The sequence below is a fragment of the Tranquillimonas alkanivorans genome, from assembly GCF_900115595.1.
GTDB lineage: Bacteria > Pseudomonadota > Alphaproteobacteria > Rhodobacterales > Rhodobacteraceae > Tranquillimonas > Tranquillimonas alkanivorans.
The window spans coordinates 219271-244568 of record NZ_FOXA01000003.1; the positions used below are offsets into that span (position 1 = coordinate 219271).

A 25298-nucleotide genomic window follows, 5' to 3' on the forward strand; every position below is an offset into this window, starting at 1 on the left:
CGATATGGCCGACACGATGCAATTCGACCTCGTCAGCCCCGAGCGGCTGCTGGTCTCGCGTCAGGTGAGCGAAGTGCGGATCCCCGGCACCGACGGGGATCTGACGGCGATGCCGACCCATGCGCCGGCGCTCACCACCATGCGGCCGGGCATCCTGCGCATCGTCAGCTCCGAGGGGGCTGACGAATACGCGGTCACCGGCGGCTTCGCCGAGATCACCGCGGACGGTGTGTCGGTGCTGGCCGAAGAATCGCTGCACGTCAGCGAGGTGACGCAGGAAGACATCGACCGCTTCGTCGAACATGCCCGCCGTCAGCACGAAAAGGCGCGCGAGGCCGGCGATCACACGGTCGCGGACGACGCCGCCAAGCTGCTCGCCGACATGGTTGCGATGGGCTCGCACATCGGCCTCTCGCCGAGCCAGCCCAACCTCTGATCCGGTCGACGGACCGAACGCAAGGGCCCCGGAGCGTTCCTCCGGGGCCCTTTTTCGTGCAGGATGCGTTCACGAGGAGGAGCCCATGAAGACACTGGCAGGTCACCGCCTGGGTATCGCGCAGGGCTCGGTCGTCCTGTTCTCGGACTTCGCCGACGGCGGCGCGATGTGGACGGGCGAGGGGGCGCGGCAGGTCCGCCGCGAGGTCGCGTTCGACGGCGCGTTCCTGTCGCCGCCGATGGTGCAGGTGGGTCTTTCGATGTGGGACACTGGCGGGGGAACGAACCAGCGGCTCGACATCGCGCACGAGGCGGTCACCGAAGGCGGCTTCCGCATCGTCTTCAGCACCTGGGGCGACACCCGCATCGCGCGGGTGCGCGCCGACTGGCTTGCCCTCGGCGAGGTGCGCGACGAGGACCTTTGGGAGGTCGACTGACCCTTTAGAGCTTCGAGTACGTGCCCTCGTAGACCGGGATCAGCGTCTCGACTTCCAGCAGGGACGAGATCGAGGTCCCGTTCCAGGTGTTCAGGATCGCCTGAGCGAAGATCGGTGCCGTTGGTACGATCCGTATATTGGGGCAGGCCCGCACCGGCTCGGGCGCCTCGATCGTGTCGGTGATCACCAGGCTTTTAAGCGCCGAGTTCGTGACCCGCTCGACCGCGGGGCCGGACAGGACGCCGTGGGTGGTGTAGGCGTGAACCTCCTTCGCGCCGTTCTCCAGCAGCACGTCGGCGGCCTTGCACAGAGTGCCGGCCGTGTCGCAGATGTCGTCCACGATGATGCAGGTCTGGTCCTTCACGTCGCCGATCACCGTCATCTCGGCCACTTCACCGGCCTTCTCGCGCCGCTTGTCCACGATCGCCAGAGCCGCGCCGATGCGCTGCGCAAGGCCGCGGGCGCGGGCCACGCCGCCCACGTCGGGCGAAACGACGGTGACGTTGTCGAGGTCGCCCTTAAAGTGGTGCTCGATATCCAGCGCGAAGATCGGCGCGGCATAAAGGTTATCGACCGGGATGTCGAAGAAGCCCTGGATCTGGGCCGCGTGCAGGTCCATCGTCAGCACCCGCTCGACCCCGGCCTCGGTCAGCATGTTGGCCACGAGCTTCGAGGTGATGGGCGTGCGCGACTTGGTGCGGCGGTCCTGCCGCGCATAGCCGAAATAGGGAATGACGGCGGTGATGCGCGCGGCCGACGAGCGGCGCAGCGCGTCGGTGATCACCAGAAGCTCCATCAGGTTGTCGTTCGCGGGGCGCGAGGTCGGCTGGATCACGAACATGTCCTCGCCGCGGACGTTCTCGAACACCTCGACAAAGATCTCGCCGTCGTTGAAGCGCTCGACCCGGGCGTCCACGAGCCCGACGCTCATTCCCCTGTGCATGGACATGCGACGCGCGATGGCTTTCGCAAGAGTCAGGTTCGCATTCCCCGAAATCAGTTTCGGCTCGATCATGGATGGCATGTCAGGAGGTCCTCGGTAGCGCCCGTGTCGCGGATTCGTTACGTTGACACCGCTTATCACGCGGCTACCGTGCGGCAAACATTCAGAGGTCGTTAAACGAGGGCGAAATGGCGCATGTCGACTATTATTTTTCTACGATTTCGCCTTTCGCATATCTCTCGGGCACCGGACTCGAGGATATCATGGCCCGGCACGGGGTGACGGTGACCTACAAGCCGCTCGATATCATCGGTCTGTTCGAACGCACGGGCGGCACGCCGCCCGCGCAGCGCCACCCGTCGCGGCAGGAGTACCGCCTTCAGGAACTCGCCCGCGTGGCCAAGCACAACGGCCTGCCGATCAACGTCAAGCCCGCGCACTTCCCAACCAACGCCGCGCCCTCCTCTTATGCCATCATCGCCGCGCAATCGGCGGGCGGGGGCGATCTGGGCAAGCTTGTCCAGACGATCCTGCGCGCCTGCTGGGCCGAGGAGAAGAACATCGCCGAGGATGACGTCGTGCGCGCCTGCCTGAGCGACGCGGGCTTCGATCCGGGGCTGGCGGACAGCGGCATGCTGCAAGGGGCCGAGACCTATGCCCGCAACCTGGAACAGGCGGTCGAGGCCGGCGTCTTCGGCTCGCCCTTCTACGTGACCGACGACGACCAGCGGTTCTGGGGCCAGGACCGGCTGCCCTATCTCGACCTCCACCTCGCGGGGAAACTTTGAACGCCGACGGCCGTGCGCCCGCCGGGATCGCGGTTACCCACGCGGGGCAGGGCGCCCGCCGGGCGGTGCTCGCCCACTGCGCACTGGCGCATGCGGGGGCGTGGCGCCGGCTGAGCGCGCGGCTGGACGATGCGCTGTCGATGACGGCATTCGACCTGCCGGGCCACGGACGCAGCGCGCCGTGGGACGGGCAGGGCGATTATCAGGAGCGTGCGGTGCGCATCGCAGAAAGCCTGTGCGACGGGCCCGCCGACCTGATCGGCCACTCCTTCGGCGCCACGGTGATGCTGCGCCTCGCGCTCGAGCGGCCCGACCTCTGCCGCACGCTCACGCTGATCGAGCCTGTGTTCTTCGCCGCCGCCGCGGGCACACCCGAAGGCACGGAAGCCGAGCGCGAATTCGCCCCCTACCGCGCCGCGCTTGACGCAGGGCAGCCCGAGACGGCGGCCCGCATCTTCCATGACCTCTGGGGCGGCCCGCCGGGCTGGAGCGAGTTGCCCGAGACGGGCCGCCGCGCGATGAGCGAGCGAATCCATCTCGTGGAGGCCGGGTCCGCCGGCATCCACGGGGACAGCGGCGACATGCTGGCGGCGGGGCGTCTGGAGGCGCTGGAGGCGCCGGTGCTGATCGTGGACGGCAGCGAAAGCCGCCCCGTCCTCGACGCGATCGTGCGCGCGCTGATGGCACGCCTGCCGGACGCGCGGCGGGTGACGGTCGAGGGGGCGGGGCACATGGTGCCCCTCACCCACCCCGACGCGGTGGCGAACGCGATCCGCGCCCGCTTCAGCCTCTGATCAGATCGAGGAAGCGTTCCACGTCCTCGTCGGTCGTGGACCACGAACAGACCAGCCGCGCGGTCAGGGCCTCGCCTCCCGGCCCCTCCATCGGCTGTTCGAAGGGCCAGAGGTAGTACGCCGCCCCGGCCTCTTGCGCGGCACGGTGGCCGGCGCGGGGGAAGCCCGCGAAGACGATGTTGGCGTCCGTCGGGTGCAGGAGCGACGCCCCCTCGACCGACAGGATGCCCTGCGACAGCTTCGCAGCGGCGGCATTGGCCGACCGCGCCATGTCGAGCCATAGGTCGTCCTGAAGATACGCGTCCATCTGCGCCGACAGGTAGCGGTGCTTCGAGAACAGATGCCCGCCGCGCTTGCGCCGCAGCTCGAATTCCCACGCCTTGGCCGGGTCGAACATCACCACCGCCTCGACGCCCAGCAGGCCGTTCTTGGTGCCGCCGAACGACAGCACGTCAACGCCCGACTTCCACGTCATCTCCGCCGGGGTCGCGCCGTCGGCGACCAGAGCGTTGGCGAAACGGGCGCCGTCCATGTGCACCGGCAGGCCGTGCGCGTGCGCGATCTCGGCCAGCGTCGCCACCTCGGTCGCGGAATAGACGGTACCGTTCTCGGTCGTGTTGGTGATGCTGACCATCCCGCGCTGCACGTTGTGCACGCCTGTCTGGCCGGTGGCTTCGATCGTGGCCTGAAGCGCCTCGGGCGTCATCTTTGCATGCTCGCCCTCGACCAGCACCAGCTTCGAGCCGCCTGTGTAGAATTCGGGCGCGCCGCACTCGTCTTCCTCGATGTGGGCGTTGCGGTGGCAGAAAACGGCGGCCCAGGGCGGGCAATAGGTGGCCAGGGCAAGGGCGTTGGCGCTGGTGCCGGTGGCCACCAGGTACACCGCCGCCTCGGGCGCTTCGAAGATGTCGCGGATGCGGTCGCGCACGCGGTCCATGATCGCATCGGCGCCGTAGGGCATGGCGTAGCCGTTGTTGACACCTGTCAACGCCTCCAGCACGCGGGGATGGGCGGGGCTGGAATTGTCGGACGCGAAGTACATTCAGACGGGCTCCTCGATGATGTGGTCCTCCCATTCTTCCTCGGGGACCTCGAATTCGGGAATCGTCCTTCCGCGGGCCGAGACGCCGGCGGCATGGACGCTCTCCGGATCGCCGGAGATCAACGGGTGCCAGTCGTAGAGCGGCTTGCCCTCATAGACCAGCCGATAGGCGCAGGTCGCGGGCATCCAGTAGGCGTGTTGCGACATCGTTTCCGGCGTCAGCACCACGCATTCGGGCACGAACTGCTTGCGGATGTCGTACTGCGCGCAGCGGCAGCTTTCGTCGTCGAGCAGGCGGCAGGCGACGCGGGTCAGCGCGACCTCGCCCGTCTCCTCGTCCTCAAGCTTGTTGAGGCAGCACTTGCCGCAGCCGTCGCACAGCGCCTCCCATTCGCGGGCGGTCATCTTGTTCATCGGCACGCGTTCCCAGAAACGGGAGCGGGTGCCCTTGCGGGGGATGGGGTCGGAAGACATGGGTGTCAGTTAGGCGCGGCAGCGGAGAAACGGAAGGCTCAGCGCCGCAGGGCGAGCAGCGCGCGCGCCTTTTCGCTGTCGCGGTCCATCTGGGCGATCAGGGTGGCGACGTCCTCGAAGTTCTCCTCGGGCCGCAGGAACGACATGAGCGCGACGGACAGGTGCTCGCCATAGAGATCGCCCTGGAAGTCGAAGACGAAGGTTTCGAGGTTGGGGCGGTTCTCGCCGAACATCGGGCGGGTGCCGATATTGGCGACGCCGTCGTATTCGCCGGCGTGCGGGCCGGTCAGGACGCGGACGCGGACGGCGTAGACGCCGAAGCGGGGCAGGTGCAGCCCCTCCATCGACATGTTCGCCGTCGGGTAGCCCAGTTCCCGGCCGCGCTGGTCGCCGCGGATCACCTCGCCCTCGATGCGGTGGAGGTGGCCCAGCATCTCGGCCGCGTCCTCGGGCCGCCCGTCGCTCAGCGCCTCGCGGATGCGGGTCGACGAGACCTCGATCCCGCCGGTTTCGATCAGGTTGGCGAGTGTGACGCCGAAACCCATGACCTCGCCATAGCCGACAAGGTCCTGCGCCGTGCCGGCGCGGCCCTTGCCGAAATGGAAGTCCTGGCCGACGACGACGTGGCGGAGGCCCAAGCCTTGTGCGATCACCTTCAGCGCGAATTCCTCGGGGTCGAGCGAGGCGAGCGCGCGGTTGAAGCTCAACTCGTAAAGCTTGTCCACGCCCAGCTTTTCCAGCCTGTGCGCCTTGGCCTCGGCGTTCATCAGGCGGAAGGACGGGGTATCGGGGGCGAAGAATTCGCGGGGGTGCGGTTCGAACGTGACGACGCCCAGCGGCGCGCCCAGGCGCAGCGCCTCGGACCGGGCGATGTCGATCACGGTCCGGTGGCCCAGGTGCACGCCGTCGAAGTTACCGATGGCCGCGCTGGCGCCGCGGTCTTGGGGCGAGACGAATTGATAATCGCGCACGATCCTCATCATGCGCACCGGGTAGCCGCGCGCGCCGGTCCGCGCAAGAGTGTCAGTCGAACTTCGCGGAAGGCGCGAGCACCGTGGCCTCGCCCGTCAGTACCGGCTTGCCACCCACCAGGGCGCGGGTGGCAAGCTGCACCCGGCGCTTGCCGTGATCGATCGACAGGACCTCGACCTCGGCGCACACCCGGTCGCCGGGGCGGACGGGGCCGATGAACTTCAGCGACTGCCCGAGGTAGACCGTGCCGTGGCCCGGAAGTTGTTCGCCGATCACCGCCGAGATCAGGCCGGCGGTCAGCATGCCGTGGGCGATGCGGCCGGCGAAGATCGTGTCGCGGGCATAGGCGTCGTCCAAGTGAACCGGGTTTCGGTCGGTCGAGACCTCTGCGAACAGCTCGATATCGCGGTCGGTCACGTCCTTGCAGAGGTGCCGGGTCATGCCGACCTCGAGTTCCTCGAGCACGATTGTGCCGCGTAGGGCGTTGTCGCGCATGCGGCCGTTCCTTTGCGCAATTACCGGCGCGCAATGTGCGCGCCTGCGCAATTAAGTTACTTTGCGGCCGCAGAAACTCAAGGTCGATCAGGTCAGCGCAGTTTACCCATCGCGTAGGTCGGCGCGATCTTCTCGCGCTGGAGGTAGGCATGAAGCGCATCCGGATCCGGGTCCTTCTCGGTCTTCGTCTCGGCGGCGGCCAGGCCGCCGGCGATGAAGATCGAATCCAGATCCTCCCCCAGCGCGCCCTTCACGTCGGTGGCGATCCCGTCGCCCACGCAGAGGATGCGCGCATCGGGTATATCTTTCTCTAACGCCGTCAGCCTGCGCCGGGCGAGGTCGTAGATCGGCGCGTGTGGCTTGCCGAAGTATAGGCTGCGACCGCCCATGTGCTCGTAAAGGTCGGCCAGCGCGCCAGCGCACCATTCGCGGCTTTCGCCGCGGTCGACCACCACGTCGGGATTGGCGCAAAGCAACGGCAGGCCGCGCGCCTTCGCCGCCTCGAGTTGCGGGCGCATTTCGTCGGGATGGGCGTGCGGGTCGAAGGGGCCGCAGCAGACGATGCCCTCGGCCTCGTCCAGCGCGACGCGCTCGATCGCGACCGGATCCTCGATCAGCTTCATGGGCTCGAAGAACACCTCGTCGTGCGGTTGCCCGACGAACCAGACCTTGCGGCCCACGGCGCCGGTGAACAACGCCGCGCGCGCGGCGTCGCCCGAGGTGGCGATCGAGTCCCACGCGTCCGCCGGCACGCCCAGCTCCTCGATCTGGCGCTGCACGCTGGCGCGCTGGCGCGGCGCGTTGGTCACCAGCACTACGCTGCCGCCGTTGGCGCGGTAGTCCTGCAACGCGGCCACGGCTTCGGGCAGGGCGCGCACGCCGTCGTGGACGCAGCCCCACAGGTCGCAAAACAGCGCGTCGTAATCCTGCGCGATCTCGGACAGGGCGTGGATGATGCGGGCCATGGCGGGCTCCTGAACGGGCCGCGGCCGCCGTCGGGGCGCCGCAGAGAGGGGAAAACAAACGGAGCGCCCGAGGCGCTCCGATCCGGGTCAGACCGTGAGGTTCGGGATGATCTGCTTCTTGCGACTCATGATGCCGGGCAGCACGACCGTGTCGTCGCCGCAGACGGTCGAGAAGCTTTTCTCGGCCACCTGGCGCGTGAAGTCGTTGGGCACCAGCAGCGTCGCCTCTTCGTTCAGGATGTCCACGATGAACAGCAGAACCTGGTCGACGCCGTCCTCGGCCGCAACGTCGTCCATGGCCGACATCAGGCTGTCCTTGCGGGCCAGCACCATCTGCGGCGCGGTGGTCTCGAGCACCGAGACGCGGAATTTCTTGCCGCCGACCTCGTACTCCTTCGAGTCCATGCGCAGAAGCTCGGCGTCGGAGAAGGACGACACGTCGGATTTGGCCGCGAACATCTCGGCCGCGTAGTCGGTCAGGTTCACGCCCAGATCGGTCGCCAGCTGCTCGGCCAGCGTCTTGTCGGTCGGCGTGGTGGTGGGCGAGCGGAACTCGAGCGTGTCGGACAGGATGCACGACAGCATCGCGCCCTTGATCGGCTCGGGCATCTTGGTGGCGTCGGCGCCCATCAGCTGGTGCATGATGGTGGCGGTGCAGGCCAGCGGGCGCACGGTGATGTCGATCGGCGCCTTCGTCTCGATCCCACCGACCAGCTTGTGGTGGTCGATGATCGCCTGGATGTCGGCGTCGTTGATGTTGCCGGGCAGCTCGGCGGGGTTGTTGGTATCGACGACGACGACCTTCTCGCCGGCCTCGATGCCGTCGACGATGCGCGGCTTGTCCAGCTTCCAACGGTCGAGGACGAACGCGGCCTCGGTGTTCGGCTCGCCCAGCAGCACCGGCTCGGCGGTGCGGCCGAGCACCTCGTTGAGGTACCAGGCCCAGATGATCGGCGATCCGGTCGAGTCGGTGTCGGGCGATTTGTGCCCGAAGACTTTGATGGTCATGTCGCGGTCCGTGACTTGAGGGGGTTGTTTCGCGCGCCCTTATAGGAGTGCGCGCCCCCGTTGTCACCCGAGCGTGAGGAGTGGGTCATTCCGGCGTCTGCTGGTGCTGGATGTGGCACCAGTCGCTGTCGTGACGCACCCAGACCGAGGTGCAAATCACCCGATGTTCGCCGCCGTCCTGTGTGCGGGCATGGGCGCGGTAGCCCAGCACGGCCACGCCCACGTCCGGCTTCTTCAATACGCGGTCGAGCATCTCGACGCTGGTCCAGTCGGGCGCGGCGTCGTGCGCCTCGTGAAGCTCTTCGCCGGTGACGATCCCGGTGGGCGAGCCGAAGGCCATCACGCAGCACGTATCGGTCGTCTCGCGGCGCTGACCTTCGCCGCAGGTCCAGTAGTCGTGTTCGAGCGTCCACAGGTGGTCGGCGTCGGTCATCGCTATCTCCTTGGCTTGCGGCGGGGGAACGCGCGGCGGGCGGGTGTGTTTCTTGCCCCGTCTCCTCTTGCAGCGTGCAGCCGCGGCCCCCTCGCGCGCGTGAGGGCCGCGCCGGGGAAAAGTCAGGTTCTCCAATGACTTCCGTCGACATGAGCGGCGCAGCGCGTGGGGCTCACTTTTTCTTGCGCACGGTCGTTGACAGAGCTTTGGCGTTTGCCTATCTCCGGCTCGTTAGCACTCCGGGTCGGCGAGTGCTAACACCGAAACACATGAACCTGAGGAGCGTTCAGAGATGGCATTCAAACCGCTGCATGACCGTGTGCTGGTCCGCCGTGTCGAAAGCGACGAGAAGACCAAGGGCGGTCTGATCATCCCCGACACCGCCAAGGAAAAGCCCGCCGAGGGCGAGATCGTCGCGACCGGCGAAGGCGCGCGCAAGGACTCGGGCGAGCTGATCGCGATGAGCGTGAAGGCCGGCGACAAGGTGCTGTTCGGAAAGTGGTCGGGCACCGAAGTCACGCTGGACGGCGAAGAGCTGCTGATCATGAAGGAATCGGACATCCTGGGCGTTATCGCCTGATCGTCCGACGCACCTTCTAGACCAAATCAGACAATCCAAGGAGAAGCCAAATGGCTGCTAAGGACGTCAAGTTCGACACGGATGCCCGCAACCGGATGCTCAAGGGCGTGAACATCCTGGCCGATGCGGTCAAGACCACGCTGGGCCCCAAGGGCCGCAACGTCGTTATTGAGAAGTCGTTCGGTGCCCCGCGCATCACCAAGGACGGCGTGACGGTCGCCAAGGAAATCGAACTGGAAGACAAGTTCGAGAACATGGGCGCCCAGATGGTGAAGGAAGTCGCTTCCCGCACCAACGACGAGGCCGGCGACGGCACCACCACCGCCACCGTTCTGGCCCAGGCCATCGTCAAGGAAGGCCTGAAGTCGGTCGCCGCCGGCATGAACCCGATGGACCTCAAGCGCGGCATCGACATGGCCACCGCGAAGGTCGTCGAGCAGATCAAGGCGGCTGCCCGCAAGGTCGAGAACTCGGACGAAGTCGCTCAGGTCGGCACCATCTCGGCCAACGGCGAAGCCGAAATCGGCCGCCAGATCGCCGACGCGATGCAGAAGGTCGGCAACGAGGGCGTCATCACCGTCGAGGAGAACAAGGGCCTCGAGACCGAGACCGACGTCGTCGAGGGCATGCAGTTCGACCGCGGCTACCTGTCGCCGTACTTCGTGACCAACTCGGAGAAGATGATCGCCGAGCTGGACGACTGCCTCATCCTTCTGCACGAGAAGAAGCTGTCGTCGCTCCAGCCGATGGTTCCGCTGCTCGAGCAGGTGATCCAGTCGCAAAAGCCGCTCCTCATCATCGCCGAGGACGTGGAAGGCGAGGCGCTGGCCACGCTGGTGGTCAACAAGCTGCGTGGCGGCCTGAAGATCGCCGCCGTCAAGGCTCCGGGCTTCGGCGACCGCCGCAAGGCCATGCTGCAGGACATCGCGATCCTGACCGGCGGCCAGGTCATCTCGGAAGACCTGGGCATGAAGCTCGAGAACGTCACCATGGACATGCTGGGTTCGGCCAAGCGCGTCGAGATCACCAAGGACGAGACTACCATCGTCGACGGTGCCGGTGACAAGGCCGAGATCGAAGCCCGCGTCAGCCAGATCCGCACGCAGATCGAGGAAACCACCTCGGACTACGACCGCGAGAAGCTGCAGGAGCGTGTTGCCAAGCTGGCCGGCGGCGTTGCCGTCATCCGCGTCGGCGGCATGACCGAGGTCGAAGTGAAAGAGCGCAAGGACCGTGTCGACGACGCTCTGAACGCGACCCGCGCGGCCGTTCAGGAAGGCATCGTTGTCGGCGGCGGCGTCGCCCTGGTGCAGGGTGCCAAGGCGCTCGAAGGCCTGACCGGCGCCAACAGCGACCAGAATGCGGGTATCGCCATCGTGCGCCGCGCGCTGGAAGCCCCGCTGCGCCAGATCGCCGAGAACGCCGGCGTGGACGGCTCGGTCGTCGCGGGCAAGATCCGCGAATCGGACGACCTGAAGTTCGGCTTCAACGCCCAGACCGAAGAATATGGCGACATGTTCAAGTTCGGCGTGATCGACCCGGCGAAGGTCGTGCGCACCGCGCTCGAGGACGCCTCTTCGGTGGCCGGCCTGCTCATCACCACCGAGGCGATGGTGGCCGACAAGCCGCAGAAGGAAGGCGCTGGCGCCGGCGGCGGCATGCCCGACATGGGCGGCATGGGCGGAATGATGTAATCACCGCCCGTCATCCGACGGACAGGAAGGGGCCCCGTGCGGGGCCCCTTTTTCGTGCGCGGCCTTGATCCTGCGCATGTGCGGCACGGGTCCCGCCAGCTATGCTCCCGGCACGTGATTTCAGGCCGGGAGGCGGCGATGGCGCTGCGGTACATTCTTTTCCTTTTGCTTTTCCTGACGGGCGCCGCGCAGGCGCAGGAGACGGCGCTTGGCGGCGACGTGTTCCGCGCCGGGCAGACGGTGATCTTCGACGGGACGGAGGCGGACGACCTGTTCCTGGCGGGCGAGCGCGTCACCGCCGCCGGGCCGATCACCGGCAGCGCGCACCTGGCGGGGCGGTACGTGACGGCGGCCGCCGAGGTGGGCCGCGACCTGTACGCCGCCGGGTTCGAGGTGACCGTCGACGGTCCGGTGGAGGGCGACGCGACGCTCGCCGGCTACCGGATCGAGGTGGACGGGACGGTGGGGGGCGATCTGCGCGCCTCGGCCAGTTCGGTAACCGTCACGGCCCCCGTCGCGGGCTATGCGCTGCTCGGGGGCGAGGAGGTGCGGATCGCGTCCGCCATCGCCGGAGACCTGATGGTGACCGGCGAGCGGCTGGCCTTCGGCCCCGACGCATCGGTCGGCGGCACCGTCACCGTGTTCGAGGAGGAGCCGGGCGCGCTGGAGGTCCCTGAGAGCGTCGCGCCGGCCGACCGGATCGTGCGCCGCGCCCTCCCGGATTGGGAGGCCGAGACGGCGGACTTCCGGCCCGCCCTGGTGGACGGGCGCTGGGTGGTGCTTCAATTCCTTGGCGGAGTGGTGGTGGTGACCTTCCTTGCCGCGCTGGTAGCCGCGCTTCTGCCCCGGCGCCTGGCCGCCATGCGCGAGCGGCTGCTGGAGGCGCCGTTCCGGTCGCTCTGGATCGGCTTTCTGTCGATCTCGGTCCTCGTGGGCGCGGGCTTCGTGGTGGCGCTCACCCTGATCGGGCTGCTGGTGACGCCGGCGCTGCTGCTGGCGGCGGGGCTGGCCGGATTCGTGGGGTACGTGATCGGCGTCTATTCCTTCGGCGTCTGGCTTCTGAAGCTCGCCGGCCGGCACGTGCCCGACGGCTTCGGCGACCGGGCGCTGGCGGCCGGGGTCGGGGCGCTGGCGGCCGCGATCCTGGCGCTGGTGCCGTTCCTGGGGTGGCTCTTTGTGCTGGGCCTGACGCTGGCCGGCACCGGGGCGGTGGCGCTTTTGTGGCTGCGGCCGCGGTTCTTCGCCGCCTGAGCGTGTGGCGGGCGGGGGAGGGGGCTGTCTGCCCCCTCTGGCCCTGCGGGCCATTCACCCCCGAGGATATTTCGGGACCGAAGATGATGCCGGGTTGTGCGGGCGCGCGGCGCGGTGTTCATGGCGCGCATGCGCCTGATCCTGCTCACCGCCCTGACGATGATCGCCTTCGCCGCCAACTCGGTGCTCAACCGCATGGCGCTGGCGGGGGACGAGATCGGGCCGATGGCCTTCGCGGCGCTGCGGCTGGCCTCTGGCGCGCTGGCGCTCGCGGTGTTGGTTTGGCTGCGGGACCGGCGCGTGCGGCTCTTCGGGCCGCGGCGGTCGGTCGGGGTGGCGTCGCTTTTCGTCTACATGGTCGGGTTCTCGGCTGCCTACGTGGCGTTGCCGGCGGGACTGGGCGCGCTGATCCTGTTCGGGGGCGTGCAGGTGACGATGTTCGCGGGTGCGGTGCTGGGCGGCGAGCGCGTGCCACCCGCCCGATGGGCCGGGGCGGCGCTGGCGTTGGTCGGGCTGGGCTGGCTGATGTGGCCCGAGGGCGCGGACGCGCCGCCCCTTGTGTTCGCCGCGCTGATGGGCGCGGCAGCGGTCGGCTGGGGCGTCTACTCGCTGGCCGGGCGGCGTGCGGGCGAGCCGCTGGCGGCGACGGCGGCGAACTTCGTGCTGGCCGCACCGGTGGCCGTGGCGCTTGCGCTGGCCGTGCCGGAGGGCGGGGCCAGTGTCCGAGGAATGGCGCTGGCGGTGGTCTCGGGCGTGGTGACATCGGGGCTGGGTTATGCCCTGTGGTACACGGTGCTGCCGCGGCTCGAGGCGTCGGTGGCGGCGCTGGCGCAGTTGACGGTGCCGGTGATCGCGCTGGCGGGTGGCGTGGCGCTTCTGGGCGAGGCGCTGACGCTCCGCTTCGCCGTGGCTGCGGTGCTGGTGCTGGGCGGCGTGGCGCTGGGAGTGCTGGCGCCTCAGCGCACGAGGAGTTCGAGCGGGTCGTAGAGGATCTCGCCCGGCGCGCCCCAGGCGAGGCGGGGCAGGCTGTCGGGCTTGTAGCGCAGCCGCGTCAGCTCGTCCTCGCTCGCCCAGCGGCGGTGTGCGACGATGCCCTCCGGGTCCTGCCAACTTTCGGGCAGGGTGCCGTCGGCGACGGTGCAGCGGAAATAGACGTCGACCTGGTGGAAGCCGGTGTCGGGGGCATGGAACTCGTTGATCATCACCGGCGCGCCGACCTCGATCTCAAGCCCCGTCTCCTCGAAAATCTCGCGGCGCAGGTTGTCGGGGAGCGAGGCGTGCCGCTCCGCCCCGCCGCCGGGGACGCACCAGAGGTCGCTCTGGCCGTCGGGGTAGGCGTTGACGACAAGCAGGCGGCCGAGGTGGACGATCACGGCGCGGACGGCGAGGCGGGGCGAGGTCATGGCGCGCAGAGTGGCGCTGCGGCCGGCGCGCTGCAAGCCCTCGCGCAGGGCGTCGCCGTGACCTATCTTCGCCCGATGATGCGGTTTCTCCTGATCCTCCTTCTCTTCGCGGCCGGCCCGGCGCGGGCCGATTGCGTGGTGCTTCTGCACGGGCTGGCGCGGAGTTCGGCCTCGATGTGGGTGATGGAGCGGGCGCTGGCCTATGACGGCTATCGCGTGGTGAACCGCGGCTATCCCTCGACCGAGGCGCCGATCGAGGAGCTGGTCGAGATCGCCGTGCCGCCGGCGGTGGCGGCGTGCGGCGACGAGCGGGTGCATTTCGTCACGCATTCGATGGGGGGCATCCTGCTGCGCGCCTGGCTCGAGGAGAACCGGCCCCGGCGCATGGGCCGCGTGGTGATGCTTGCCCCGCCGAACCACGGGACGGAACTGGTGGACGCGTTCGGCGATCTTGGCGCGTTCCGCTGGCTGAACGGACCGGCGGGGCTGCAACTGGGCACCTCGGCCGAAAGCCTGCCGAACCGCCTGCCGGGGGCGGATTTCGAGCTTGGCGTGATCGCGGGAAGCCGGTCGATGAACCCCGTCTACTCGACGGTGATCGAGGGGCCGGACGACGGCAAGGTTTCGGTCGAGACGACGACGCTGCAGGGCATGGACGACCACATCGTCCTGCCGGTCAGCCACACCTTCATGATGGTGAACCCGCTGGTGATCGCGCAGGTGAAGCGCTTCCTGCTGTGGGGCCGCTTCGACCACGACCTGGGCTACGGCGAGGCGCTGGGGCTGGGCGAGTGAGCACCGCGCACGCAGGGTATGGAACGCGGGCGCGACTTCCCTTACGGCTTGTCCGACTCGTCAACGCTGGAAGAAGGAGACGGCGATGCTGAAGAACGACATGCTGGAGCAGTGGGACCGCGAGAGCTTCTTCCATCCCTCGACGCACCTGGCCGAGTTCGCGCGCGGCAACGCCCCGCACCGGGTGATCCGCGGCGGACAGGGCAGCCATATCGAGGACCGCGACGGCAACCGCCTCCTCGACGCCTTCGCCGGGCTCTACTGCGTGAACGTCGGCTACGGGCGTCAGGAGATCGCCGAGGCCATCGCCGAGCAGGCGAAGGAGCTGGCCTATTACCACGCCTATGTCGGGCACGGGACCGAGGCCTCGATCACGCTGGCCAAGATGATCCTGGACCGCGCGCCGGACCACATGTCGAAGGTCTATTTCGGGATGTCGGGCTCGGACGCGAACGAGACCAACATCAAGCTGGTCTGGTACTACAACAACATCCTCGGCCGGCCAGAGAAGAAGAAGATCATCTCGCGCTGGCGCGGATACCACGGTTCGGGGCTGATGACAGGCTCGCTGACGGGGCTCGAGCTGTTTCACAAGAAGTTCGACCTGCCGCTGAGCCAGGTGATCCACACCGAGGCGCCGTACTATTACCGCCGCCCGGACCTGTCGATGAGCGAGGCCGAGTTCACCGCGCACTGCGTCGCCGAGCTCGAGGCGCTGATCGAGCGCGAGGGCGCGGACACCATCGCCGCCTTCATCGGCGAGCCGGTGCTGGGCACGGGGGGCATCGTGCCGCCGCCCGAGGGCTACTGGGACGCCATCCAGGAGGTGCTGGCCAGGCACGACATCCTGCTGATCGCCGACGAGGTGGTGACCGGGTTCGGACGGCTGGGGTCGATGTTCGGCTCGTTCCATTACGGCCTGGAGCCCGACCTGATGACCATCGCCAAGGGCCTGACCAGCGCCTATGCGCCGCTGTCGGGGTCGATCGTGTCGGACAAGGTCTGGAAGGTGCTCGAGCAGGGCACCGACGAGAACGGGCCCATCGGGCACGGCTGGACGTACTCGGCCCACCCGATCGGCGCGGCTGCGGGCGTGGCCAACCTGAAGCTGATCGACGAGCTGAAGCTGGTCGAGAACGCGGGCGAGGTCGGCGCGCACCTGAACCGCGCCATGGCAGAGGCCGTGGGCGGGCACGCGAATGTCGGCGAGGTGCGCGGCGAGGGCATGCTGTGCGCGGTTGAGCTGGTGGCGGACAAGGAGACGCGTCAATTCTTCGATGCCTCCGAGAAGGTCGGTGCGAAGGTCTCGGCGGCACTGCTGGAGGAGGGCGTGATCGGGCGTGCCATGCCGCAGGGCGACATCATCGGCTTCGCCCCGCCGTTCTGCCTGACGACGGACGAGGCGGAAGAGATCGCCGGGAAGACGGCGAAGGCGGTGAAGGCCGTTCTGGGGTGAGGCTTGCGGGGCGGCCGGTTCGCCTCTCCTGATCCAACCTTGCCATTCGCCGCTCACCCATGCCGCTTGGTGGCAGCCGGTTGCTCATCAAGCTCACGCCCATGGGGGCGGCCCGGGCCGCGCCCGGCCGCCCCCATGGGCGGGCGCTTCGCACCCGCCCGCGGCCGGGTGCTGCCCTTCGAGTGGAACGCGCGGAGAAAATAAAATTTGGTCCGGCGTAGATTGGTCGGTGCGCTCCGTGAGGAGCCTCAGCCCTCCACCACCATCCACGGCTCCCCGAACCAGTGTTCTTCGAGGTTGGAGCCGTCGCCGATGCGATCCACGACGGCGAAGAGACCCGGCGCGTGGAGCGGGGTCAGCACGCCGTGCCAAGTGCCGCGATGCAAGTTGATGCCCTGGCCGGGCGCGGTCACGAAGGCGCGCGGCGTGCCGGGGCGGTCGCCGACATCCGGGGCGACGATGACGAGGAACGGGTGTTCGCTCATCGGCAGGAAGGCTTGGCTGCCCTCGGGATGCCGCTCGACCATGTCGAGGCGGTAGGGCAGGCTGCGGGGCTTGGCGTCGAAGAGGCTGATGCCGGCGCGGCCGCCGCCGAAATCGAGGCGTGCGCGGTCGTGGTAGCGGCCGCAGAGCCCCTGGTTGATGAGCTTCTCGGGCGCGCCGGAGGTGTCGAGAACGTCGCCGAAGGGGGCGAAGGCGTCGGGGGTCAGCGGGGCGGTGGCAATCTCGCGCATCAGCGGCTCCTGTCAGGGCACTTGGTGCCGGAGGGAGCCTACGGCGGGAGTATTTTCGGCAAGAGGAAACGCAGGTGTCGATCCGGCGACCGGCAGGCGGCGTGGCCGGCGGTCACGGGAGCATTTCTTGCAGGCGGAGTTCCGCGATGCGCTCGACCTGCCGGCAGGCCTCGGCCATCTCGGTGGCGCGGTTGTTGGCGACGCGGCGCTGGAAAGCCTCGAGGATGGACTGCTTGGTGTTGTCGCGCACGGCGATGATGAAGGGGAAGCCGAACTTCTCGGTGTAGGCGTCGTTTAGCCGCTCGAAGGTTTCGCGCTCCCGGTCGGTGAGCGCATCGAGTCCGGCGGACGCCTGTTCGGCGGTGCTGGCCTCGGTCAGCCGCTTCGCCGCCGCCAGCTTGCCGGCGAGGTCGGGGTGGGCGCGCAGGACGCCCAGGCGCTCGTCCTCGGAGGCCGAGCGGAAGGCACGTGCCAGCGCGCTGTGCACGCCGGTCGCGGTATCGTGGGCCGGGCCGAGCTCGAGCCCGTGTGCGCGTTCGGCGATCCAGGGCGAATGCTCGAACACGCCGCCGAAGCGGGCGACGAAGGTGGCGCGGTCCATCCGCGAGGGATGTTCGACCACCTGCGGCGGGTGCGTCTCGGCCCAATGGCGGGCGATGTCGATGCGGCGGGCGAACCAGACGCCTTCGTGCCCCCGCGCGTAGTCGAGGAACCGCCTGAGCGCCTGCACGCGGCCGGGGCGACCGACGAGGCGGCAGTGCAGGCCGATGGACAGCATCTTCGGCTGCCCGTCGGCGCCCTCGGCATAAAGCGCGTCGAAGCTGTCCTTCAGGTAGTTTCCGAATTGGTCGCCGGAGTTGAAGCCCTGCGGCGTGGCGAAGCGCATGTCGTTGGCGTCCAGCGTGTAGGGCACGATCAGCTGGTCGCGCTCGCCCACCTTGATCCAGTGGGGCAGGTCGTCGTCGTAGGCGTCGGCGATGTAGTCGAAGCCGCCTTCCTCGGCCACCAGCCGCACCGTGTTCATCGAGCAGCGGCCCAGATACCAGCCGCGGGGACGCGCGCCCGTGACCTCGGCGTGCAGGCGGATCGCCTCGTGCAGGTGGCGGGCCTCCTCCTCCTCGGGCATGTCCTTGTATTCGATCCACTTCCACCCGTGGCTCGCGATCTCCCACTCGGCCTCCTGCATCGCCTTCACCTGTGCCGGCGAGCGGGCGAGGGCGGTGGCGACGCCGTAGACGGTGACGGGGATGTTCATGCCGGTGAACAGGCGGTGAAGCCGCCAGAAGCCGGCGCGCGCGCCGTATTCGTAGATCGATTCCATGTTCCAGTGGCGCTGGCCGGGCCATTGCGCGGCGCCGACGATCTCGGACAGGAAGGCCTCGGACGCGGCGTCGCCGTGGAGGATGTTGTTCTCGCCGCCCTCCTCGTAGTTCACCACGATCTGCACGGCGATCTTCGCGCCGCCGGGCCATTTCGCATCGGGGGGCGTGGGGCCGTGGCCATGCATGTCGCGGGGATAGCGAGGGGCGTCCGTCATCTCGTCCTTCCTTCTTCCGGCGATCCCCCTTAGACCGGGTGCCGGCTTGCAAGACAAGGGGAGGCAGCATGGCCGAAGGGTTCCTCACGACACATGTTCTGGATACCGCCCGGGGCTGCCCGGCCGCCGGTCTCCGGATCGATCTCTATCGAATCGCGGGGCGGGACCGCGTGCATCTGCACAGCCTGTCCACCAACGCCGACGGGCGCACCGACGGGGCGATCCTGCCGACCGAGGATTTCGCACCCGGCACCTACGAGCTGGTGTTTCACGCCGGCGACTACCTGCGGGGGGCCGGACTGCCGGTGGATCCGGTGGCCTTCCTGGACGAGGTGCCGATCCGCTTCGGGATGAGCGACGACACGCATTACCACGTGCCGCTCCTGCTTTCGCCCTACGGCTATTCGACCTATCGCGGCAGCTGACCCATGTACGATTTCGCTGTTCTGTGGGACTGGGCGGGTTTCGCCATCCGCTGGCTGCACGTCGTCACCGCGATCGCATGGATCGGGTCGTCGTTCTATTTCATCGCGCTCGACCTGGGCCTGAACCGCAACATTCCCGGTCCGGCGGATGGCGAGGAATGGCAGGTTCACGGCGGCGGCTTCTATCACATCCAGAAATACCTCGTCGCGCCCGAGCGGATGCCCGAGCACCTGACCTGGTTCAAGTGGGAGAGCTACTGGACCTGGATGTCGGGCGCCGCCCTTCTGATGGTGATCTACTGGGCGGGGGCCGAGCTTTACCTGATCGACCCGTCCAAGGCGGACCTCGCCATCTGGCAGGGCATCGCGATCTCGGCCCTGTCGCTGACCATCGGCTGGCTGGTCTACGACTATCTGTGCAAGTCGCCGCTGGGCGAGCGGCCGACGGTGCTGATGCTGCTGCTGTTCGTGCTGCTGGTCGCGATGTCGTGGGGCTATAACCAGGTGTTCACGGGGCGCGCGTCGCTTCTGCACCTGGGGGCGTTCACCGCGACGATCATGACCGCCAATGTGTTCTTCATCATCATGCCCAACCAGCGCATCGTGGTGGCGGACCTGAAGGCGGGGCGCAAGCCCGATCCGAAATACGGCAAGATCGCCAAGCTGCGCTCGACCCACAACAACTACCTGACGCTGCCGGTCATCTTCCTGATGCTGTCGAACCACTACCCGCTGGCCTTCGCGACCGAGAACGCGTGGATCATCGCGGCGCTGGTGTTCCTTCTGGGCGTGACGATCCGGCACTGGTTCAACACCCGCCACGCCCGCGCCGGCAGCCCGCACTGGACCTGGGGCGCGACCGTGGTGATCTTCCTGGTCATCGCGTGGCTCTCGACCGCGCCGATGTTCGCTCCGATTGAGGCGGCAGAGGCGCGGCCGATGACGGCGGGCGAGGAGCAGTTCGCCGAGGCGGAGGGCTTCGACGAGGTCTATAATGTCGTGCTCGGCCGCTGCTCGATGTGCCACGCGCGAGAGCCGGTCTGGCCGGGCATTCGCTGGGCGCCGAAGGGCGTGCTGCTGGAGACCGAGGCCGACGTGGCGCGCCACGCGCGGCCGATCTATCTTCAGGCGGGCGTGACCCATGCCATGCCGCCGGCCAACATCACCTGGATGGAGCCCGAGGAGCGCGACCGGATCGCGGCCTGGTACCGCGCGGCGCGCTGACGATCCTGCTGCGACGAATCGAAGGCCCGTTCCGGGCCTGCCTTCGGCGAGGATATTTCAGGACCGAAGAGGGGCAGGGGACGCCTGGGCCGTCGTTGCGATAAAGGGCCGCGCGGGCCTCAGCTTTCCATCCAGATCGTCACGGGGCCATCGTTGACGAGGCTCACGGCCATGTCGGCGCCGAAGCGGCCCTGCGCGACCTCGAGCCCCTCGGCCCGGAGGCGGTCGGCGAAATAGTCGTAAAGGCGCTCGCCCTCGTCCGGGGCCGCGGCGGTCGAGAAGCCGGGGCGGTTGCCGCGTGAGGTGTCGGCGGCCAGCGTAAACTGGCTGACGACGAGCACCGCGCCACCCGCGTCGCTTACCGATCGGTTCATCCGCCCCTCGTCGTCGCGGAAGATGCGCAGCTTGGCGACCTTTGCGGCAAGGCGGTCGGCCTGCGCTTCGGTGTCGCCCTGCATGGCGCAGACCAGGATCAGGAGGCCGGGGCCGATTTCCCCGATCGTCTCGCCGTCCACGTCGACCCGTGCGCCGGTGACGCGCTGGAGGAGGGCGCGCACCCTACAGTTCCTCCCGCCGGGGCGGGCTCGCGCCGGCGCGGGCGACGGTGATGGAGGCGGCGCGGACGCCGAGGGCGAGCGCCGCCTCGATCGTTTCGGGAGAGAGGGTGGCGATCGCTTTCTTGCTCAGCGCGCCGGCGTCGGACAGCCCGGCGAGCACGCCGGCGTTGAAGGTGTCGCCCGCGCCTACGGTGTCCACCACCGTCACCGGGCGCGCGGGGACGGCGACGGTATGTTCGGCGGTGTAACCGGTCGCGCCCTTGGCGCCCTCGGTGATGCAGACGAGCTTCGGCCCTTTCTGCAACAGGGCGCGGGCCAGCGCGGCCGTGTCGCCGCGGCCTTCAAGCCAGTGCAGGTCGTCGTCCGACAGCTTCACGATATCGGCGAGCGCGATCATCCGCTCGATCCGGGCGCGGTAGGTGGGCTCGTCGCGGACGAAGCCGGGGCGGATGTTGGGATCGATCATCGTGACGCGCACGTCAGCCTCGCGCGTCATCAGCGCCTCTAAGCTCGATCCGCAGGGTTCTGCCACCAGACTGATGCCGCCGAAGAACAGGGCGTCCACATCCGGTCCGAGCGCGGGCAGGTCATCCTCGGACAGCATCCGGCCGGCTGTGTTTTCGTCGTAGAAGGCATAGGTGGCCTGCCCCTCGACCAGTTGCACGAAGGCAAGTGTCGTGGGCCTGTCGCTCAATGCGGCGGGGCTGGCGTCGACGCCGCTTTTTCCGAGCGCGTCGGTGAGCATGGCTCCGAACAGGTCTGTGGACAGGCCGCTGAAGAAGCCCGTCGGCGCGCCGAGGCGACCGAGCGCGACGGCGGTGTTGAAGACCGCGCCGCCCGGGTAGGGTGCGAAGGCGCTTTCACCCGCCGTCGTCGTGCGGGGCAGCATGTCGATCAAGGCTTCGCCGCAGCACAGGATCATCGGCACTCCTCCTTTGGCCAGTGACAGCTTTATGGACGCCGGCGCGTCGCCGCAACCGCGCCGGCGCCGTTGACGCAAATCAAGGCGGCGGACCACGCCGGGCGGAAGATGGGGGCGTTGGATGGACCAGTGGAAGGAGGTTCGACATGGTCGAGAAGACACATACCAGCGGCTTCTGGCCGTCGCTCTACGACCCGCTGCGGCAGTTCGGAAGCCGCGTCGCGGAATGGATCGCCCCCGCATCCGAGGCGTCGAGCAAGAACAACGCCTATACCATCGCCGTCGAGCTTCCCGGCGTGGAGGAGAAAGACATCGACCTGAGCGTGCAGGAGGGCATGCTGTCGCTGAAGGGCGAGAAGAAGACCAGCCGCGAGGAGAAGGGCGAGACCTGGTATTTCTCGGAGCGGCAGTACGGCGCGTTCAGCCGCTCGTTCCGCTTGCCGCCGGACGCCGACGAGACCAAGGTCGAGGCGGACCTGAGGGACGGAGTGCTGACGATCACGGTGCCGAAGAAGACGGCGTCCGAACCCGCGTCGTCCCGGGTGCAGATACGCAAGGGCTGACGCGGAGAGCCGAGCATGGCGTCCGTCCGGCAGGGCCGGACGGGCGCGCTGGCCGCAAGCGATGGAAACTTGCTGCGAGAGGGGCGCCGCGTCGCCTCAGCTCTCGGGAAGCAGTTCGGCGGCGACCTCGGCGGCGCGGAGGCGCGCCGTCTTTGCGTCCATACCGGGCTCGAGCCGGTCGTCGTAGAGGATGCGCAGGAGGTATTCGTCGTGCGTGGTCAGCAGGCCGAATTCCTCGTCGTCGTTGAAGACCGAGGGACGGGCGGCGGGGCTGTCGTTGGACAGGCCCAGCCCTTGGGCGAGCTCTTCGTGGATGCACGACAGGCGCAGGAGGTCCGGGTGTTCGCCGCGAATGATGGCCACCGCGCGGGTATAGGCGCCGCTGTCGTCCGGATCGAGCGCGAAGACCAGGCAGTAGCTGGTGCGCGGGAGGTCGACGACCGTCTCGATCGCGGCCTCGCTCATCCCCGGAATCAGCTTGCGCAGGCGGGGGCCAAGCGCGCGGCGCTCAGGCTCGTTCACGACGAAGACGTTGAAGTTGCCGCCCGACGGGACCTGCCGGATGGGCAGGCTGGTGACACGGGACAGACGGTCGGCATAGGCCGAGATAGCGTTGCGATCGCGCACGCGCTTGTCGCGCGGGACGGTGTCGCCGAACTCGACCTGCATCTCGATGGGTGTTTCCCAGCGGTGCAGGCGGCTTTCGGTCTGGCGCGCGACGATGCGGCCGCCTTCGGTCGCGTATTCCTCGAACAGCGCGATGCGCACGAAGTTTTCGACAAGCTGCCGCTCGGTGAAGGGCGTGTCGGGGCCTCCGCCGTCGGTGCGCAACAGGCCCTGCGCGACAAGGCTGTCCTGCACGCTGCGGTAGTATTGTTCGAGCTGCCGGCTCTCCGCCGTCTGTTCCGGGCGCGCCGGCTCGACCGGCGCGGGCAGCTTGGCCGGGCGCTCGGGCGGGCGCGGCACCGGTTCGACCGGGGCGATCACGTCGCAGGCGGCGAGACCCAGAAGGGCGGCGGCGACGCCGGGCAGGAGGAAGCGCGAAAGATGCATGGACCCTCAGCGGCCGGGCACGGCGGACCCGGTGGCGGCGCCGGTCTTTCCGCCCTGCCTGCGGGCGGACGCGAGCGCGGTCTTCAGGTCGGCTTCCATCTTCTCCAGTTCCTCCTCGGCGGCGGCGCGGCGGCTCTTGCCCTCGTCGGCGATCTGCAGGCTTTCCTCGATGGCGGCGATCAGGTCGGAATTGGCCTGCTTCACCGCCTCGATGTCGAAGACGCCCCGCTCCATCTCCTGCCGCACCTCGCGATTCGAGTCCCGCAGGTTTTTCGCGTTCGCCGTCAGAAGATCGTTGGTGAGGTCGTTGGCCTCTTTCACGGCGCCCGCGGCTTCGCGCGAGCGGTGAATGGTCACCGACTGCGCAAGCTGGGTTTCCCACAGCGGAACCGTGTTGACGAGGGTGGAATTGATCTTGGTGACCAGGCTCTTGTCGTTTTCCTGTACCAGCCGGATCGACGGGAGCGACTGCATCGTGACCTGGCGCGTCAGCTTCAGGTCGTGCACCCGCCGTTCCAGGTCGTCGCGGGCCGCCCGCAGGTCGCGCAGCTGCTGCGCCTTCATCACCGCCTGCTCTTCGGGGGCGGCGTCGACCCCGGCTTCGAGCGCCGGGATGTCGGCCTCGTCCAGCCGGCGCAGCTTTTCATCGCCCGCCGCGATGTAGAGCGCGAGTTCGTCGTAGAAGGCCAGTGTCTTGTCGTAGAGGATGTCGAGCGCCTTGATATCCTTCATCAGCCGATGCTCGTGGGTCAGAAGCCCGTCGGTGATGCGATCGATCTGGGCCTGCACCTCTTCGTAGCGGGCCGTGAACTTCGCCAGCGGCGACATGCGGCCGGTGATCTTCTCCCACCACGACCGCTTGCGGTTCAGGTCCAGCTCCTCGGTCGAGAAGCCGCGCAGGGTCGAGACGATCTCGCGCAGCGAATCGCCGGCCGGGCCGATGTCTTTGTTGCGCACGTCGGCGAGCATGGACTGGCTGATCTGCTGAAGCTCGGCCTGCGCCGCCGACCCGAATGACACGACGGAGTTCGAATCGTGCAGGTCGATCTCGTCCATGCGCTTCTCGATCTCGGCCGCGCGGGGGGAGTCCGGGGCGTAGCCGGGCGCGTCCCGGCGGGGGGTGTCGAGTGTCACGGCGTTCAACTCCTCGAGCTCCCGGACGGTTTCCGTGGCTTTCCTGCGGACGTCGTCGGACATGATCCTCGCCTTCTGCCTGCCTTGCCGTAGCCTATCATTTTTCCAGCACGCCTTCGCGCCCGAGCCTGTCGCGCAGGACCTCGATTTCGATATCCAGATCCGACCGGTCGTCGAGCAGCATCCGCTGCGTGCGCGCCGCGAAGCCTTCCTCGAGATCGTCGAGAAGCGAAAGGTAATCCGCCCGCGCCTGCGCGTCCCCGGAGCGGGCATAGAGGTCCGCGAACTTCGTCGTCGCGTCCCGTGCCCCCAGAAGATAGACGCCGAGGTAGCGGCGCGCCGAGGGCAGATCGCGCGGATCCTGCTCGACCGAGCGGCACATCTCGCGCGCGGTGGTCTGAAACCGCGCCACCCGTTCGGCCAGCCGGCGGTCGTGCAATTGCCCGATGGCCTGTGACATGGCGGACAGGTGGCTCTCGGCCTCGTCCACCACGCGGGCGACGCGGTCGGACTGCATGCGGTCGATGCCCTCGGCGCGCTTGTCCGACAGCGGGTCCGGCCCGAAGGCCATGACGTGCAGCCCCGCGCCCAGGATGGCGAAGATGATCGCGTCCAGCGCCGTCCCGTCGCCGAAGCCCGCCAGCGCCAGCGCGCCGCCGGTCAGGGCGCTGCCGAACAGCTTGCGCGGAATGGCAGGGCGCTTGGCAACGCTGCGCGCCTCGTACGCCTCCTGCGCGTGCAGGCCCTCGCGCGTCAGCCACGCCGCCGCGATCAGCAGCCCCCCGGCCGCCAGGTGCAGCGCCAGGCCCGCCGGGTCCTGCCAGAACGCCGACAGGATCAGCGGGGCCGAGGACAAGAACAGCAGGTTCACGCGCCCGCCCGCGCGGGTCCGTCGCCGTCGCGGCATGCGGGAGGAGGGCGCGCGCGGCACGCCCGTGTGGTCGGGCCGGGCCATCTCAGCCGCTCCCGCCGAAGACCGAAACGTATAGGATCAGCGCCATGAGCAGCGCGAACGACAGTTTCTGCACGCTCTCCCCCTGAGTGGGCGCATCGTCGGCACCGGCGTCACCGCGCACGGCCCGCCACCCTGCCGCCACCAGCGCCAGAAGCGCGATGAGGCCGGACAGAACGAGGACGGCGAGAACGAGACGAGCCATGACACCTTTTGCCGGATGCGGGTTGAC

General features: G+C 68.4%; 30 protein-coding genes. 13 read left to right on the top strand and 17 right to left on the bottom strand.

Features of this window, described 5'->3' with window-relative positions:
- The first annotated feature begins 4 nt into the window (after window positions 1-4).
- Window positions 5-436 carry a F0F1 ATP synthase subunit epsilon gene (locus tag BM162_RS06220; protein ID WP_093419266.1) on the top strand — a complete coding sequence of 144 codons (432 nt, stop codon included), beginning with the start codon at window positions 5-7 and terminating at the stop codon, window positions 434-436.
- An 85-nt stretch (window positions 437-521) separates the two neighbouring features.
- Window positions 522-872: an H-type lectin domain-containing protein gene (locus tag BM162_RS06225; RefSeq protein ID WP_093419279.1), complete on the top strand. Its 351-nt coding sequence runs from the start codon at window positions 522-524 to the stop codon at window positions 870-872.
- 4 nt (window positions 873-876) lie between these two features.
- Here the strand turns inward: BM162_RS06225 and BM162_RS06230 are convergent, their stop codons facing one another.
- On the bottom strand, window positions 877-1896 hold the full coding sequence (locus BM162_RS06230; RefSeq protein WP_093419281.1) for a ribose-phosphate pyrophosphokinase: 1020 nt from the start codon (window positions 1894-1896) through the stop codon (window positions 877-879).
- Between the two features lie 107 nt (window positions 1897-2003).
- Between BM162_RS06230 and BM162_RS06235 the strand changes: the two genes are divergently transcribed.
- Window positions 2004-2603, top strand: coding sequence for a 2-hydroxychromene-2-carboxylate isomerase (locus tag BM162_RS06235; protein WP_093419283.1), 600 nt, complete (start codon window positions 2004-2006; stop codon window positions 2601-2603).
- Entirely contained in the window at window positions 2600-3397 is a 798-nt protein-coding gene (locus BM162_RS06240) for an alpha/beta fold hydrolase (protein WP_245759185.1), read from the top strand. Before BM162_RS06235 ends, BM162_RS06240 begins: the two co-directional genes overlap by 4 nt.
- Here BM162_RS06240 and BM162_RS06245 read toward each other — a convergent pair.
- The 7 genes from BM162_RS06245 to BM162_RS06275 all read right to left on the bottom strand — a co-directional run bounded on the left by BM162_RS06245 (window position 3387) and on the right by BM162_RS06275 (window position 8786).
- Complete coding sequence (locus tag BM162_RS06245) at window positions 3387-4439, bottom strand: threonine aldolase family protein (RefSeq protein ID WP_093419296.1); 1053 nt, start codon at window positions 4437-4439, stop codon at window positions 3387-3389. The two genes, BM162_RS06240 and BM162_RS06245, sit on opposite strands and share 11 nt — an antisense overlap.
- Entirely contained in the window at window positions 4440-4913 is a 474-nt protein-coding gene (locus BM162_RS06250) for a YcgN family cysteine cluster protein (RefSeq protein ID WP_093419298.1), read from the bottom strand. It lies immediately after the preceding gene.
- 38 nt (window positions 4914-4951) lie between these two features.
- A complete protein-coding gene (locus tag BM162_RS06255) occupies window positions 4952-5893 on the bottom strand; it encodes a bifunctional riboflavin kinase/FAD synthetase (RefSeq protein WP_093419488.1) in 942 nt (313 codons plus the stop codon).
- A 43-nt stretch (window positions 5894-5936) separates the two neighbouring features.
- Window positions 5937-6380 (bottom strand): MaoC family dehydratase, encoded by a 444-nt coding sequence (locus tag BM162_RS06260; protein ID WP_093419301.1) that lies wholly within the window; start codon window positions 6378-6380, stop codon window positions 5937-5939.
- A 92-nt stretch (window positions 6381-6472) separates the two neighbouring features.
- Window positions 6473-7345: a TIGR01459 family HAD-type hydrolase gene (locus BM162_RS06265; RefSeq protein ID WP_093419302.1), complete on the bottom strand. Its 873-nt coding sequence runs from the start codon at window positions 7343-7345 to the stop codon at window positions 6473-6475.
- Window positions 7346-7432: 87 nt separating this feature from the next.
- Window positions 7433-8353: a manganese-dependent inorganic pyrophosphatase gene (locus tag BM162_RS06270; RefSeq protein WP_093419303.1), complete on the bottom strand. Its 921-nt coding sequence runs from the start codon at window positions 8351-8353 to the stop codon at window positions 7433-7435.
- Between the two features lie 85 nt (window positions 8354-8438).
- Window positions 8439-8786, bottom strand: a complete 348-nt coding sequence (locus BM162_RS06275) for a hypothetical protein (RefSeq protein ID WP_093419304.1) — start codon at window positions 8784-8786, stop codon at window positions 8439-8441.
- A 292-nt stretch (window positions 8787-9078) separates the two neighbouring features.
- Here BM162_RS06275 and groES point away from each other — a divergent pair, with 292 nt between their 5' ends.
- The 4 genes from groES to BM162_RS06295 all read left to right on the top strand — a co-directional run bounded on the left by groES (window position 9079) and on the right by BM162_RS06295 (window position 13298).
- A complete protein-coding gene (gene groES / locus BM162_RS06280; RefSeq protein ID WP_093419305.1) occupies window positions 9079-9366 on the top strand; it encodes a co-chaperone GroES in 288 nt (95 codons plus the stop codon).
- A 50-nt stretch (window positions 9367-9416) separates the two neighbouring features.
- On the top strand, window positions 9417-11060 hold the full coding sequence (groL, locus tag BM162_RS06285) for a chaperonin GroEL (RefSeq protein ID WP_093419306.1): 1644 nt from the start codon (window positions 9417-9419) through the stop codon (window positions 11058-11060).
- Between the two features lie 138 nt (window positions 11061-11198).
- Window positions 11199-12311 (top strand): DUF8173 domain-containing protein, encoded by a 1113-nt coding sequence (locus BM162_RS06290; RefSeq protein WP_245759186.1) that lies wholly within the window; start codon window positions 11199-11201, stop codon window positions 12309-12311.
- Window positions 12312-12440: 129 nt separating this feature from the next.
- Entirely contained in the window at window positions 12441-13298 is an 858-nt protein-coding gene (locus BM162_RS06295; RefSeq protein ID WP_093419496.1) for a DMT family transporter, read from the top strand.
- Here BM162_RS06295 and BM162_RS06300 read toward each other — a convergent pair.
- On the bottom strand, window positions 13268-13714 hold the full coding sequence (locus BM162_RS06300) for an NUDIX domain-containing protein (RefSeq protein WP_093419493.1): 447 nt from the start codon (window positions 13712-13714) through the stop codon (window positions 13268-13270). The two genes, BM162_RS06295 and BM162_RS06300, sit on opposite strands and share 31 nt — an antisense overlap.
- A 75-nt stretch (window positions 13715-13789) precedes the next feature.
- Between BM162_RS06300 and BM162_RS06305 the strand changes: the two genes are divergently transcribed.
- Together BM162_RS06305 and BM162_RS06310 are read left to right on the top strand one after the other, a co-directional pair.
- A complete protein-coding gene (locus tag BM162_RS06305) occupies window positions 13790-14509 on the top strand; it encodes an alpha/beta fold hydrolase (protein ID WP_093419498.1) in 720 nt (239 codons plus the stop codon).
- An 85-nt stretch (window positions 14510-14594) separates the two neighbouring features.
- Complete coding sequence (locus BM162_RS06310) at window positions 14595-15965, top strand: aspartate aminotransferase family protein (protein ID WP_093419307.1); 1371 nt, start codon at window positions 14595-14597, stop codon at window positions 15963-15965.
- A 248-nt stretch (window positions 15966-16213) separates the two neighbouring features.
- Here the strand turns inward: BM162_RS06310 and BM162_RS06315 are convergent, their stop codons facing one another.
- Together BM162_RS06315 and puuE are read right to left on the bottom strand one after the other, a co-directional pair.
- Window positions 16214-16699, bottom strand: a complete 486-nt coding sequence (locus BM162_RS06315; protein WP_093419308.1) for an ureidoglycolate lyase — start codon at window positions 16697-16699, stop codon at window positions 16214-16216.
- A 112-nt stretch (window positions 16700-16811) separates the two neighbouring features.
- Entirely contained in the window at window positions 16812-18236 is a 1425-nt protein-coding gene (gene puuE / locus BM162_RS06320) for an allantoinase PuuE (RefSeq protein WP_093419309.1), read from the bottom strand.
- 68 nt (window positions 18237-18304) lie between these two features.
- Here puuE and uraH point away from each other — a divergent pair, with 68 nt between their 5' ends.
- The gene (gene uraH / locus BM162_RS06325; RefSeq protein WP_093419313.1) at window positions 18305-18661 is read left to right on the top strand and encodes a hydroxyisourate hydrolase; all 357 of its coding nucleotides are present in this window, start codon (window positions 18305-18307) and stop codon (window positions 18659-18661) included.
- Between the two features lie 3 nt (window positions 18662-18664).
- Window positions 18665-19885, top strand: coding sequence for a urate hydroxylase PuuD (locus BM162_RS06330; protein ID WP_093419317.1), 1221 nt, complete (start codon window positions 18665-18667; stop codon window positions 19883-19885).
- 119 nt (window positions 19886-20004) lie between these two features.
- On the opposite strand, the gene dtd is transcribed toward BM162_RS06330, so the two are convergent.
- On the bottom strand, window positions 20005-20442 hold the full coding sequence (dtd, locus tag BM162_RS06335) for a D-aminoacyl-tRNA deacylase (RefSeq protein WP_093419319.1): 438 nt from the start codon (window positions 20440-20442) through the stop codon (window positions 20005-20007).
- A 1-nt stretch (window position 20443) separates the two neighbouring features.
- The gene (locus tag BM162_RS06340) at window positions 20444-21364 is read right to left on the bottom strand and encodes a carbohydrate kinase family protein (RefSeq protein ID WP_093419322.1); all 921 of its coding nucleotides are present in this window, start codon (window positions 21362-21364) and stop codon (window positions 20444-20446) included.
- 146 nt (window positions 21365-21510) lie between these two features.
- Here BM162_RS06340 and BM162_RS06345 point away from each other — a divergent pair, with 146 nt between their 5' ends.
- On the top strand, window positions 21511-21927 hold the full coding sequence (locus tag BM162_RS06345; RefSeq protein ID WP_093419324.1) for an Hsp20/alpha crystallin family protein: 417 nt from the start codon (window positions 21511-21513) through the stop codon (window positions 21925-21927).
- 96 nt (window positions 21928-22023) lie between these two features.
- Here the strand turns inward: BM162_RS06345 and BM162_RS06350 are convergent, their stop codons facing one another.
- The 4 genes from BM162_RS06350 to BM162_RS06365 are packed head-to-tail and all read right to left on the bottom strand — an operon-like array spanning window position 22024 to window position 25271.
- Window positions 22024-22980 carry a DUF2927 domain-containing protein gene (locus BM162_RS06350; protein WP_093419327.1) on the bottom strand — a complete coding sequence of 319 codons (957 nt, stop codon included), beginning with the start codon at window positions 22978-22980 and terminating at the stop codon, window positions 22024-22026.
- 6 nt (window positions 22981-22986) lie between these two features.
- The gene (locus BM162_RS06355; RefSeq protein WP_093419330.1) at window positions 22987-24177 is read right to left on the bottom strand and encodes a toxic anion resistance protein; all 1191 of its coding nucleotides are present in this window, start codon (window positions 24175-24177) and stop codon (window positions 22987-22989) included.
- A gap of 34 nt (window positions 24178-24211) precedes the next feature.
- On the bottom strand, window positions 24212-25069 hold the full coding sequence (locus BM162_RS06360; protein ID WP_093419332.1) for a 5-bromo-4-chloroindolyl phosphate hydrolysis family protein: 858 nt from the start codon (window positions 25067-25069) through the stop codon (window positions 24212-24214).
- 1 nt (window position 25070) lies between these two features.
- Window positions 25071-25271, bottom strand: coding sequence for a hypothetical protein (locus tag BM162_RS06365; protein WP_093419335.1), 201 nt, complete (start codon window positions 25269-25271; stop codon window positions 25071-25073).
- Between the last annotated feature and the right edge of the window lie 27 nt (window positions 25272-25298).